We start from the raw sequence: 12,859 nt of genomic DNA, 5'->3' as shown, positions 1-12,859 counted from the left end.
TTACGCGGATCACTGTCTGCTTGAGAAAGAAGACCAATAACCCCGACAAGGCCAAATGTAAGAAGATTGCCCGGAACAACAGCAGCTGTAACTTTGGAGAGCCAGTTCTGGCTTGTATAAGTGTATCTAGGCATCATAAATGCTTACCGCTGTTTCAGCAAAACAACAGCAAATGGAAAAACAAGCCATACAAGCATCATCAACAGTATTTGCATGAACAATGCAGTTGTTGCGCTTTTGATCTGCCAGAGACAGCAAAAAGAAAGCGCCTGCGCCCCCCACCCTAGTGCTCTGTATAAACTTTTGGGATGAAGCGGCACAGAAAATACGTATTGATTGCGCGAAGTGGCATAAAGCAAACAGCACCCGAAAACAGTAGCCCCTGTTGCAATCCACATCATGTATTCAGGCCACATACTTACCCTCGGTATCTCGTTCGGGCAGAAAAGATTCCATCATGCTCTCCCCGCACATGCGTATATAGAAAGTTACGAACCTCATGCGGAAAGCCCACGCTCTCTTTCAGACAGATTAAAGTAGAACACGTTGCACAAATACATTATTAAGAATCATTATCAACATAATTTTTGTAGCTTGTACTGCTTTGCCCTTTATGGAGCAAACTCCAGCCCACTTAGGCCCTTACCTTCTGCCCTGCCCTCAGGCCATGGCAGGGTATCTTTGATAATCTTGCAAATTCCATATCGAAGTCCCAAATCTTAATGGAATCAAGATGATGCCTGAAGGATAGATTTCTATGAGTCTTATTAAAAAGTGTATATTTCCCACTCTAAAAGCTACAGCTATTGGCCTAAGTGCGGCATGGACCGCTATGGCAGCATGCAGCAAAGATAAGGAACTGGATGGCCAAGAAAAATCTGTTCACTTGGCTACAATGGGGTCTGCCGGCTTGGTCGGTATTCTTGGTTTCTGTCTGCTGCGTAAAGACGGTTGGGGTAAAACATATCGGCCTTGGTTGGGGCTCAGCCTGATTGCCAGCCACGGAATTGCTGGCGTACGTAGCCGTAAGGCTGTTCAGCACCAAGATAAAAAAGATGCCGTGCAGAGCGGTATTTTGCAGGTTGTTATGATTACTCTGGCTGCTTGTGTATTCACCACCAAGCCAAATAAATAAGCCTAAAACACCCCCAATATCTTATATTGATGCACAGATATTGGGGGTATGATTTTGCAATCAGGATTCCTGATTACTTTCCATCCATTGCTTAATCAATGTATAGGTAATGGAAAGGATCATCGGTCCAACAAAAATACCAGCCAAACCCAAGGCAGCCAACCCGCCAATAACGCCCATCATGATAAGAACCAACGGAACATCTGCCTGTTTGCGGATCAAATAAGGCCGCAGCATATTGTCCAGAAAAATGGTCAAGAAAGTTATGGCAAGCAGAACAATTGCGGATACCATTCCCTTATCAAAGTAAACCCAGATAACGGCAGGAAAAAGTGTAACCCCTGGCCCTGCCTGCAACAGACATGCCATAAATGTAACCGCTGTAAGAATACTGGCCCATGGCACGCCTGTAAGATACATGCCGCCGCCGCCCACCAGACTTTCAACAATAGCGGTAAGAGTAACCCCCAGCGCCACCCCCCTGATGGTACGCACAGCCAGTTCCAGCATTTCCTGTCCGCGCTTGCCGGATAACGTTCCTACCAACCTTTCTGAGGTGGTAATGAGGTATTCAGCCTTTGCAAGAAATGCAGTAAGTATAATCAAAGTTAGCAAAAACTGCACTGCAAGCATTCCAATACTGCCTGCATAAGACATAAGGTAATGCATGATCTGGTCTGGCTGCGGCACTGCCTGTTGCACAATATCCATTGGCTTCATGTTTTGCAGATGCTGCCACCATTTACCCAAATACTCACCTACCATAGGCAGATGGAGCAGCTTTTCTGGCAAGTCAGGTAACTTTAAGGATTTGATGTAAGGAATAATCCGGCCAAATGCATCAGCGTGCTTGACCACCGTAGAAACGGCCATCCAAAATGGCAGCACAAACAAGGCTAGAGCAACCAAAAGTGTGCAGGAAATAGCCATTTTACGGCTACCGTGTAACCATGCCTGCAACCGCAACAGCAACGGCCACATGGTTACCGCAATAGTGCCAGCCCAAATAAGAGCGGGAATAAAAGGTTCTAAAATCCACACCGCACCCAACACAAGGGTGCAGGCAAACAGAGCCACCAGTACTGGGCGGGTTCCTGTAGCCAATTCTGGCTTTTGTCCGGGAACAGATGTCTCTGGTATCATTATTTTGCATTCGTCCCACGGCTACAGGCTGAACCAGCCGTAAAGCTTTTGAGTTCAGGGGGTAAAAGTGCCGCCATATCTGCTTCTTTCAAAAGTTCTCGTCCACAGCCAGACCATTTGGCTAACCCTACATGTGGGCTGCTAAAAGAGCCGCTTACCATAACGGGAATTTCCATAGCCAGCATACCTTTGGCACCATTACTGGCAAAAACCAGCTCAAACGCTTTTTTGTTCAAATCAAACTCGGCTTTTCCCACAATACTCCCTGCATCCGACTTTATGCGTAATGGCTGCACAACACCTTTGCCTTGGTGCATTTCCAACGCTCCCAACAAGCACGATACACTCGCCTTACCTTTACTCTGGCGAAAGAGTGCGCCAACATCTGTTGTGGCAATATCCATCACTTCGCGAGAAATAGTGCCTGTATTCATGCCCACGGCAGCCGTGACATTGGCTAAACGTGAAGCTTCATTCAAAGTCTGGATATTATCTGCATGCGTCAGCACGCGAATATTTAGCTTTCCTCCTACCGGAAAAGGTGAAAACCCTGCTTGCTTACGGAACTGGTCAATATCCCCGTTATCTACATTCACTGTAGCCTGCACACGCGTGCCTTTCTGACCTGCCAATAAATGCCCCGAAGCCTGAATACTGGCCCCAAGCCAATTCATCTTCATGGAACTTACATCAACACGCCCAGGCATTTGGCTGAGACTGATCTGAGCCTGTTTAAAAACAAGTGCATTATACAGCACTGTATCTGCCGCAAGTGTTACGTTGATAAGGGGATCAGGATGTAACGGCACCTGTAGCGGCACATCAATACCGCTGGAAGGTGTTTTGGGTTTTTCGGAAGAACTTCCCAAAAGAGCATTCAGGTTTAGGCGGGAAAAAGCCATGGAGCCAGAAACCTTATCTGGCTGCCCTGTGGCCCCTTCTGTAAATGTTACATCCGCATTGCTAATCGGGCTTTCCTTCAGCGAACCAGTTGTATGGTCCAGATGCCATACATCCCCTTTATGCATGAAGTGCCCAGATAGCTTCACGGGCTGCGTAATCTTACTATCAGCTTCCCCTGCAAAAGCCATGATCGGGCGAGATGTTGCTGTCTGCAAATCCAGCTTTGCATCAATACCATCAAAATCAAACAGATCGGTCATGGTGCCATTCAGGTGGAGCGATAAGTCACCTGATGCCGCATGGATATCGGTTCCATAAGGTTTACCCGCTTGGCGTAAAACATCTATTGGCTGCATATTGGCCTGTAACGTTACGGGTGTATCATTATAGGCGCCGTTTACATCCATCACCAACGGTGTGCTGTCGCTTGTTGAATGCAAGGTAACCGCTTTAAGGCCCGTTACGTAGGTCTGCCCATGTGCAGAGCGATAAATAACCTCACTATCGGTAATGGTTGCATCACGCAGCCCAGGAAACCATACTTTCCCACTAGGTTCTTTGGGCTTGGATGGCGTTGAAGAGGCCTTTTTACCGAACCTCCAGTTAGGTTCACGTTCAGGTGTACGCTCGAACAGGCCTGAAAACCCATCAATTTTCACATCTCGCGCCTGCATATCTCCACTCAGTAAAGAGCTAAGCAGAATTTGAGCGTGCAGATGCTTCAGGGTTATCATATCTGCGCGGCTGCCTTGGGGAATGTTGGCCAGATGCAGATTGTTCAGATCTACCGTAACCCACCGGCCAAAACGCACATGCAAAGCCTCAATCTGGGTTTTGCGACCAAGTGACGCACTGAGTTTATCTGATGCAATATGCGCCAGATTATAGTGTGGTAGGCCAGCAACCAGCGCGCCAGCGGCCACAGCGGAAACAGCCAGAACACTTCCGGCCAACCATACCCAACGGGGCATACAAATACCTTTCCCAATCCTTTATCAGGAAATAGAATGCAGAAATATTATCCAAACTTCTACGAAAATTATTTTCTCGACTCAGGAATATATTTAATTTTATTTTCCCGAATCAAGAAAAGGAAGAACACTGCGATATATTTGCAGTTCTTCATTTGTAGGTATGACACGGATTTTTATTTTACTACTGGCTTTGCTGATAACCGGCGCATGGGCCGCATTAGCGGTTTCATCAATCTGCACGCCCATCCATGCCAATGCCTGACAGACATCTGCACGAAGATTCTGATCATGCTCACCAATACCTGCTGTAAACACAATGCCGTCCAACCCACCCATAACAGCGGTTAATGCACCAATTTCCTGCACAATCCTGTAAACAAACAGCCCGAGCGCTTCTGTAATATTCTTACGCTGTAAAGCATCCTGACTTTGCGCCAATGTTGCGCGCAAAATACGCATATCGGACGATACACCCGAAACACCCAATAGCCCCGATTGATGATAGAGCGTGGTGACTAGCGTTTTCCAATCTGCTTTTTCAGACTGCACCATGTAAAGCAGAGCACCCGGATCTATCGCACCGCAGCGCGTGCCCATCATTAACCCATCAAGGGCGGAAAACCCCATAGTTGTTTCCGTGCTTTTACCATGGCGCAATGCACACAGGCTGGCGCCGCTTCCCAAATGCGCAACAATAGTACGCCCTTGCGCTAATGCAGGATCAACCTCTGCCAAGCGGCCTGCAATATAACTGTATGAAATACCATGAAACCCGTAACGGCGTATGCCATGCTCTGCATAACGACGAGGAAGTGGCAACAACCGCGCCATTTCCGGGATGGTTTGATGAAAGGTGGTATCAAAACAGGCGATCTGCAAAATATCAGGCCGCTTTTCAAAAATAGCTTTTGCAGGAGCCAACGTAGCCGCCTGATGCAACGGATCAAATGGTGTGAGTTTATCCAGTTGCTTGAGCGTATCCAGCGTAATTTTAACCGGCTGCAGAAACTCTGCACCGCCATGCACAATCCGGTGCCCTACTGCCAGTACACGCCCTTGGCCGGAATATTGTTCAAACCAATGGAAAAGGTGGCTGAAAATATGCAGCCCCGTTTCTGACCATTTTTCCTGCGCAAGAAGCTTTCCCGCCACATCTTTGGCCGTAAACTGAGAATGATCTGGGAACTCCTCAATTTCTCCATGCAGCAGAACCTGCGGATCTACTTTGCCCGAGAAAGCGTAAATCGTCAGCTTCAGGCTTGAAGATCCGCTATTAAAAACAACAACTACATCCTGCACGGATACTCTTCCTTGTTATAAGGCTATTTTCAGCCCTGCCCACCGGCAAGATGATGAGCATAAAGCGCCCCAATGGCTATAGATGCCAAACGCGCCTGCACACTGTTTGCACGGCTAGTAAGTAATACGGGAACCGCTGCGCCCAGAACAATTCCTGCGGAATCTGCACCAGACATAAAAATCATATTCTTGGCCAGCATATTGCCGGATTCCAGATCTGGAGCCACCAGAATTTGCGCGCGCCCTGCTACGGGTGAGACAATGTTCTTTATTTTTGCAGCTTCAATATTTACAGCATTATCCATAGCCAAGGGGCCATCCAGAACACCCCCTTGTATTTGCCCACGCTCTGCCATCTTGCATAAACATGCGGCATCAACTGTGCCGGGTATTTTGGAATTAACTGTTTCTACTGCAGAAAGAATAGCAACACGCGGGGCACCCAAACCCAGCCCGTTGTGCAGATCTATCGCGTTTTGAACAATATCCCGCTTTACATCCAGATCTGGGAAAATATTGATAGCGGCATCTGTTACAAACAATAAATCCTCATACCCGGGCACAGCCAACAAAAACACGTGGCTAATACGCCTGTTGGTACGTAATCCGCTATCTGCCTCAACAATGGCATGCATAAAAATATCTGTATGCAGGCTACCTTTCATCAACGCTTTTACGCGCCCCTGTCTTACCAAGGCCGTTGCTTTCTGGGCAGCCTCTGCCGGTGTTGCGGCATCAATAAAAACAGCCTTATCTAATGTAATACCACTTGCCTTCGCCACAGATGTGATTGTGTCCTTATCCCCTATCAGAACAGGCTCTATAATATTCTGCTGAGCGGCATCCATAGCGCCTTCAAGGGCATGCTGTTCACACGGCCAGACAATACCAACAGGCACCTGCCCCGGCAATTGAACAGCGCGTGAGACCAATTGCTCAAACGCCTGATGACTGGTTGGCGCTGAACTTACAGGCATTTCTGCAGTATCATGCGTATATTGCGAAATCTGTGTTTTGCTTGAAGGGATGTTGTTCATCTTATTCATCTTTGCAATTACTGTTTAATATCAGTGATATGGGCAGATAAAATATGCCTGTATTGTGTGCGCAAAAACTCTTCTGCCTGGGTTGCTGTGCCTCTGGCTGCCATTCGGCCCTTGAATGCCTTTACAGAGCCCAAATTCTGCTCAGACATCCATTCCCGCAGTTCTTGCAGAAGAATGGAGATATAGTTCGGCCCCTTCTGCAGCAGAACTGATGTTACCATAGCGACATCAGCACCAGCCAACAGACATTTGGCAACATCCATACCGGAATGAACCCCGCCAGAAATTGCCAGATCAGCCTGACAACGTTCTGAAAGCAGCGCTGCCCACATAAGCGGTAACCGTAATTCATATGCAGAACTTGGAACAAAATCCACTTCTGCACTCTCTGTTAATGACCGTAATCCGGGCTCGTAAAAACTATTGAACAGAACAATACCGCCTGCTCCATTTTCTGATAGGCGTTTCACCATATTCCCCGGTGAGCTGAAAAAGGGAGAAAGCTTAACGCTTACCGGCACTTTAACCTGTGCCTTTACATCACGCAGCACCTGTATACAGCGCTCTTCCACCTGCGTGCCCGTTTCATCCGGGTTGGTTGGCACATGCCAGAAGTTCAATTCTATGGCTGCCGCTCCTGCCTGCTCCATATCCTTGGCAAAGCGCAACCATCCTGCTGGTGTGCAGCCATTCAGGCTGGCGATAATAGGCACACCAGCTCTTTCTGCTGCACTTCGCAGCACAGCCAGCCTTCCATCCAACGGAGAGGCATGATGCATCGCGGGGAAATACCCTGCTGCTTCTGGCTGGGAATTTTCGCCCGTTTCCCACAATGCAGCTTCTGCCAGTTCCTGCGCCTGAATATCCTCTTCAAACACCGAGGCCATAACAATGGCGGAAGCCCCGGCATCTGCCAGACGCAAAATCCCTTCCAAATCTGCAGTAAGAGGCGATGCCGAAGCCACAACAGGGTGAGGCAATTCCAGCCCAAGATAGTTTGTACGAATATCCATTGCCATAATGCTCCCGTATCGCCTCAGTTCACATCTTCCCAATGGGGAAGGAAGCGGCTGCCATCACGGGCGGCCATATCTTCGTAAATCCGGTAGCGCTCGTTGGCGGCTGCCTGCGCCTGATGCAACAAATGCGCAGCACTTTCTGGATGCGTACGGGTAAGAGTTTTATAACGCAGTTCACGATACGCATAATCTTCCAACGGAATACGCGGGCGGGTGGAATCAAGCCGGAACGGGTTAAGGCCGCTTTTGCGCATGGTGGGATCAAACCGGAACAATGGCCAATACCCCGATGCCACAGCACGTGCCTGCTGCTTCATACCCGTACGCATATCTATGCCATGCGCAATACACTGCGAATACGCCAGAATAAGAGATGGTCCCTCATACGCCTCGGCTTCTCGCATTGCGATAATAGCCTGCTCCGGGTTAGCCCCCAGCGCAATCTGGGCCACATACACATTGCCGTAAGCAATGGTCTGCAAGGCCAGATCCTTACGCGGCACACGTTTGCCACCTGCCGCAAATTTGGCTGCTGCCCCCAATGGAGTGGCTTTGGAGGATTGCCCACCCGTGTTGGAATACACCTCTGTATCCAGCACAATCACGTTTACATTACGCCCTTGCGCCAACACATGGTCTAGGCCGCCGTAATCAATATCGTATGCCCAGCCATCGCCTCCAACAATCCAGATGGAACGCCGGATCAGAAAATCCGCCACAGAAAGCAACATGGCTGCATCAGGTGTATGAACAGCCTCCAGCTTGCTTCGTAGCGCACTTACACGCGCACGTTGGAGCGCAAATTCGCTTTCTGTAATCTGTGGCGCGTTCAGGATAGCCGTTGCCAGATCCTGCCCCACAATATCAGCCTGTTTTTGCAGCAATTGCCGTGCCAGAGATTCCTGTTTATCTGCCGCCAGACGGAAACCAAGGCCGAATTCTGCATTGTCTTCAAACAATGAGTTCGACCAAGCAACCCCACGCCCCTGCGCATTGGCCTTCCATGCATGTGCCGGTGTATTGCCCGCATAAATGGCCGAACAGCCTGTGGCGTTGGCGATTTGCAACCTATCTCCAAAAAGTTGGGAGATCAGCTTCAGGTATGGTGTCTCACCACATCCAGCACAGGCGCCGCTAAATTCAAACAGCGGTTCCAGAAACTGCACACCACGCACGTTGGCTTCGTTAATCGCAGCCCGATCCACTTCTGGCAAATGTTCAAAAAACGCGATATTCCCGCGTTCCTGTTCCAGAATAGGCAATTTTTCGCCCATGTTAATGGCGCGCGTTTCACCATCCGGGCTGATTGCTGGGCAGTTTTCAACACACACGCCACAACCTGTGCAGTCTTCTACATAAAACTGGAGCGTAAAGCGGGAATCTGGATACCCTCGTGCATTGACTAGGGCTGATTTAAAGCTTTCTGGAGCGCCTGCCAGATCTTTGTCTTCGTATGTCTTGGCTCGGATCACACTATGTGGGCATACAATACTGCACTGCCCGCACTGAATGCACGTATCCGGGTTCCAGATTGGCACTTCTACGGCAATATTTCGTTTTTCGTACTGGGTTGTGCCTCCGGGGAAAGTACCGTCTGCCGGAATACGACTTACAGGAATACTCTCGCCCCTGCCCGCCATAATTTCTGCCGTAACCTGCTGCACAAACACTGGAGCAGATGCAGGCACAACTGGCGGCATAGGTAATGTGCCATCAGCTTTGGGCGGCACAGCCACTTCATGCAAGGCCGCCACTGCGGCATCCACTGCACGGAAGTTAAGCTGCACAACGCTATCACCCTTTGCGCCATAGGTTTTCTGAATGGACTTTTTGATTTCAGAAATAGCTTCATCAGGTGGCAAAACATTGGAGAGATGGAAGAAGCATGTTTGCAAAATGGTATTAACACGTGGCCCCAAGCCAAGCTTTAGCGCAACGTCTGACGCATCAATAACAAAAAACCGCAGCTTTTTATCTACAATCTGATCTTGCACTTTGCGTGGTAGCTGTTCCCAAACCTTGTCTGACGCATAGGGGCTGTTCAGCAGAAACGTGGCCCCGTTATTGGCCGCACCCAGAATATCGCGCCGGAACAGAAAATCGAACTTATGACAGGCAACAAAATCTGCATGTCGGATAAGGTAAGGTGCCTGAATAGGAGATTTCCCAAACCGAAGGTGAGATGCAGTTTCCCCTCCAGATTTGTGGGAGTCATAATCAAAATAGGCCTGCGCATACCATCCCGGTTTTTCACTCAGGATTTTAACACTGTTTTTATTGGCTCCCACCGTGCCATCAGCACCCAAACCATAAAACAGACAGCGCACAGTGCCTTCTGGTTCTATATCGAAGGTTTCATCATACTCCAGATTTGTATGGGAAACATCATCAATAATACCCACTGTAAAGTGGTTCTTGGGTGTTGGTTTTTTGAGTTCATCAAAAACGGCCCGTGCCATGGCCGGGTTAAAATCACGCGAAGAAAGCCCATACCGCCCACCAATAACGCGCGGCATATGTGAGAACTGACCATTCCCCACTCCCTCTGCCAACACGCTTACAACATCTGCATGCAGTGGTTCCATAGGGGCCCCGGGTTCTTTGGTGCGATCTAGCACTGCAATAGATTTTACGCTTGGGGGTAAGGCTTTTAGAAAATGTTCTGCAGAAAACGGGCGGAACAAACGCACTTGCAATGCGCCTACTTTTTCACCCTGTGCGTTCAGCCATTTTGCAGTTTCCCGCACAACTTCGGAACCAGACCCCATGGAAATAACAACGCGTTCAGCATCTGGCGCACCAGTATAATGGAACAGGCTATATTGGCACCCCGTAAGAGACGCAAACTTGTCCATGGCATCCTGCACAATGGCAGGTACGCGCTCATAAAATGGATTAACGGCTTCTCTGGTCTGGAAATAGGTATCTGGGTTTTGCCAGGTACCACGAATGAATGGATGTTCCGGATTAAGCGCACGTTGCCGATGTGCATGCACCAGCCGATCATCTATCATTTGGCGAATGACATCATCCGACACCACAGCAAGGCTGTTGTATTCGTGCGATGTGCGAAAACCATCCGCAAAATGGATAAAGGGAATACGCGCAGCCAGAGTAGCTGCCTGAGCAACCAGCGCCAGATCATGGGATTCCTGCACAGAACCCGCCCCCAACATGGCAAACCCTGTTGTGCGAGTGGCCATAATATCCTGGTGATCACCAAAAATGGAGGAAGCACCAGCCGCCAGCGCGCGCGCAGCTACATAGAAAACTGTTGATGTCAGCTCACCTGCAATTTTGAACATATTTGGTAGCATGAGCATAAGGCCCTGAGAGGCCGTAAATGTTGTGGTAAGCGCCCCAGTTTGCAAAGCCCCATGCACACACCCGGCTGCCCCGCCTTCTGCCTGCATTTCCTGCACAACGGGCACTTCACCCCAGATATTCTGCACACCCTGATCAGACCACGTATCTGCCAGTTCCGCCATGGGGGATGAGGGCGTGATAGGGTAAATCGCACAGACTTCGTTCACACGGTAAGCAATATGCGCAACAGATGTATTGCCATCCATTGTCTGGAGTTGTTCGGTCATGACATTCTCCATTTTATGCACGCACCTTGAAGCGTGTTGGCATAACGGGCTCACCCAAACTTCCCTTGGGTGGCGTAGCCTCTACAGGTTCCGGGTCCATCTCAATGGCATGGCAGGGGCACTGTTCTGCGCAAACAGCGCAGCCTGTGCACATATCCATGGCAACGGCATATCCCTTCCCCGGTCCTAGCCGTGTAATGGCTTGCTCTGGGCAGGATGCATAGCAATTGTCACATTCAAAACAGTTGCCGCAGGAAAGGCATCTGCCGGCTTCATAACGTGCTGTTTTTTCATCCAAACCGGCGAATATTTCATCAAACCCGGCACGCTCTGTTAAGGGGCGCTCTGGCTGCTTGCTTCGGTCTGCCTGCGCGTAATCTGGCAGATGCAGCATATCAAATGAAACAAGAGGATGCGCTGCGGGATGCACATAACGCTGCCCGGCCAAATAAGCATTGATAGCACGCGCAGCAAGTTTGCCGTGGCCTGTTGCGGTTGTCATGGTGCGTGCACCACCTATGCAGTCTCCTCCTGCAAAAATACCTTCCTGCCCGGTCATGAGGGTTGAGGCATCTACCGCAACGGTATCATCTTTATTTATGCTGATAGCAGGCGCTGTTTTAAGCAATGCTAGATCACTATGTTGCCCAACAGCCATAACCATTGCATCTGCAGGCAAATGCGCGGTCTGCCCTGTAGGGGTTACGCTGCCATCTGGATTCATGGTCACTTTTTCAACCGTTACCCCGTCTGCACCAAAATGGTCAGCAACGCTCAGCCATTCAATTTTAACCCCTTCTGCAAAAGCAGCTTCAGCCTCACTCGGCAGGGCTTCCATGTGCTGGGGGTCATAACGGAAAATCAAAACCGTATCTTTGGCGCCCAAGCGTTCTGCTGTGCGGGCAGCATCCATTGCTACGTTGCCACCACCAACAATGGCAACGGTGCGGCCTAACTGGGGCTTTTCACCTTTACTCACTTCATCCAGCAAACTGACAGCATCCACCAGCTTCTTGCCATCCGTTGCCGGGATATTAAGATGATTAGCCAACTGGGCACCGACAGCCACAAATACGGCATCAAACCCACCTTGCTGACGCGCCTGCGCAACGTCATCAACCCGCATACCACAACGCAATGTAACGCCCGGCATGGATGTTATTCTGGCAATTTCATCTTTAAGAGGCTGGCGCGGTAGCCTGTAGGCGGGGATGCCATGCATCATCATTCCACCCGGCTCTGCTGCTGCCTCATATATCTCAACCTGATGCCCTAACCTGGCAAGGTGATAGGCGCAGGAAAGCCCTGCTGGTCCACTACCTATAACCAGTACTTTTTTACCCGTAGGTGCCGCAGACTGAAAATGCCAGCCATTCTGCACTGCCAAGTCACCCAAAAAACGCTCTACAGCATGAATGGAAACAGCATCATCCAAGCTGCCTCGGTTACATGCACTTTCGCATGGGTGATAGCAGGCCCTGCCATGCACGGCGGGCATCGGGTTATTTTCGGTAAGTGCGTACCATGCTTTTTCGTAATCTCCGGCCTGCGCATGTGCCAGCCACCCCTGAATATCTTCCCCTGCAGGGCAGGCATGATTACAAGGTGGCAGAAAGTGTTTGTAAACCGGCCTTTGCCATCGAGAACTCCCAACACCTTTCCGTGTTGTCTCCTGCATGACCTGTGTCATGTCGTGCAGCTTTATAGTCATGTAAGTTCTCTCCCGACCTCGTGGCCATTAGGGTGA

The 12,859-nt window shown here is 49.7% G+C and carries 9 protein-coding genes; 1 reads left to right on the top strand and 8 read right to left on the bottom strand.

The features are described from left to right. Positions 1–143: 143 nt before the first annotated feature. The gene (locus ABNV41_RS04465; protein ID WP_349935038.1) at positions 144–401 is read right to left on the bottom strand and encodes a hypothetical protein; all 258 of its coding nucleotides are present in this window, start codon (positions 399–401) and stop codon (positions 144–146) included. 356 nt (positions 402–757) lie between these two features. Here ABNV41_RS04465 and ABNV41_RS04460 point away from each other — a divergent pair, with 356 nt between their 5' ends. Beyond that, positions 758–1,135 (top strand): hypothetical protein, encoded by a 378-nt coding sequence (locus tag ABNV41_RS04460; RefSeq protein ID WP_196332552.1) that lies wholly within the window; start codon positions 758–760, stop codon positions 1,133–1,135. Between the two features lie 60 nt (positions 1,136–1,195). Here the strand turns inward: ABNV41_RS04460 and ABNV41_RS04455 are convergent, their stop codons facing one another. The 7 genes from ABNV41_RS04455 to ABNV41_RS04425 all read right to left on the bottom strand — a co-directional run bounded on the left by ABNV41_RS04455 (position 1,196) and on the right by ABNV41_RS04425 (position 12,823). Then, the gene (locus tag ABNV41_RS04455) at positions 1,196–2,278 is read right to left on the bottom strand and encodes an AI-2E family transporter (protein ID WP_050819885.1); all 1,083 of its coding nucleotides are present in this window, start codon (positions 2,276–2,278) and stop codon (positions 1,196–1,198) included. Further along, entirely contained in the window at positions 2,278–4,152 is a 1,875-nt protein-coding gene (locus ABNV41_RS04450; protein ID WP_349935037.1) for an AsmA-like C-terminal region-containing protein, read from the bottom strand. The genes ABNV41_RS04455 and ABNV41_RS04450 overlap by 1 nt, the downstream gene beginning before the upstream one ends. A 99-nt stretch (positions 4,153–4,251) precedes the next feature. After that, the gene (locus ABNV41_RS04445; RefSeq protein ID WP_050819887.1) at positions 4,252–5,454 is read right to left on the bottom strand and encodes an acetate/propionate family kinase; all 1,203 of its coding nucleotides are present in this window, start codon (positions 5,452–5,454) and stop codon (positions 4,252–4,254) included. Between the two features lie 29 nt (positions 5,455–5,483). Then, the gene (locus tag ABNV41_RS04440; RefSeq protein ID WP_080986800.1) at positions 5,484–6,500 is read right to left on the bottom strand and encodes a bifunctional enoyl-CoA hydratase/phosphate acetyltransferase; all 1,017 of its coding nucleotides are present in this window, start codon (positions 6,498–6,500) and stop codon (positions 5,484–5,486) included. Positions 6,501–6,508: 8 nt separating this feature from the next. Continuing rightward, entirely contained in the window at positions 6,509–7,519 is a 1,011-nt protein-coding gene (locus tag ABNV41_RS04435) for a dihydroorotate dehydrogenase-like protein (protein WP_050819888.1), read from the bottom strand. 17 nt (positions 7,520–7,536) lie between these two features. Beyond that, positions 7,537–11,124 (bottom strand): pyruvate:ferredoxin (flavodoxin) oxidoreductase, encoded by a 3,588-nt coding sequence (nifJ, locus tag ABNV41_RS04430; RefSeq protein ID WP_050819889.1) that lies wholly within the window; start codon positions 11,122–11,124, stop codon positions 7,537–7,539. Between the two features lies 1 nt (position 11,125). Continuing rightward, a complete protein-coding gene (locus ABNV41_RS04425; RefSeq protein ID WP_050819890.1) occupies positions 11,126–12,823 on the bottom strand; it encodes an NAD(P)-binding protein in 1,698 nt (565 codons plus the stop codon). Between the last annotated feature and the right edge of the window lie 36 nt (positions 12,824–12,859).

The sequence above is a fragment of the Acetobacter sp. A11-2 genome (genome assembly GCF_040208445.1).
Classification (GTDB): domain Bacteria; phylum Pseudomonadota; class Alphaproteobacteria; order Acetobacterales; family Acetobacteraceae; genus Acetobacter; species Acetobacter oryzoeni.
This window is presented reverse-complemented; position numbering and strand designations above follow the sequence as displayed.

Excerpts from the sequence above, each read along its gene's own strand:
- nifJ (WP_050819889.1), bottom strand. The coding sequence starts at position 11,124 with ATGGAGAATGTCATGACCGAACAACTCCAGACAATGGATGGCAATACA.
- ABNV41_RS04440 (WP_080986800.1), bottom strand. The coding sequence starts at position 6,500 with ATGAATAAGATGAACAACATCCCTTCAAGCAAAACACAGATTTCGCAA.
- ABNV41_RS04425 (WP_050819890.1), bottom strand. The coding sequence starts at position 12,823 with ATGACTATAAAGCTGCACGACATGACACAGGTCATGCAGGAGACAACA.
- ABNV41_RS04465 (WP_349935038.1), bottom strand. The coding sequence starts at position 401 with ATGATGTGGATTGCAACAGGGGCTACTGTTTTCGGGTGCTGTTTGCTT.
- ABNV41_RS04460 (WP_196332552.1), top strand. The coding sequence starts at position 758 with ATGAGTCTTATTAAAAAGTGTATATTTCCCACTCTAAAAGCTACAGCT.
- ABNV41_RS04455 (WP_050819885.1), bottom strand. The coding sequence starts at position 2,278 with ATGATACCAGAGACATCTGTTCCCGGACAAAAGCCAGAATTGGCTACA.
- ABNV41_RS04435 (WP_050819888.1), bottom strand. The coding sequence starts at position 7,519 with ATGGCAATGGATATTCGTACAAACTATCTTGGGCTGGAATTGCCTCAC.
- ABNV41_RS04450 (WP_349935037.1), bottom strand. The coding sequence starts at position 4,152 with ATGCCCCGTTGGGTATGGTTGGCCGGAAGTGTTCTGGCTGTTTCCGCT.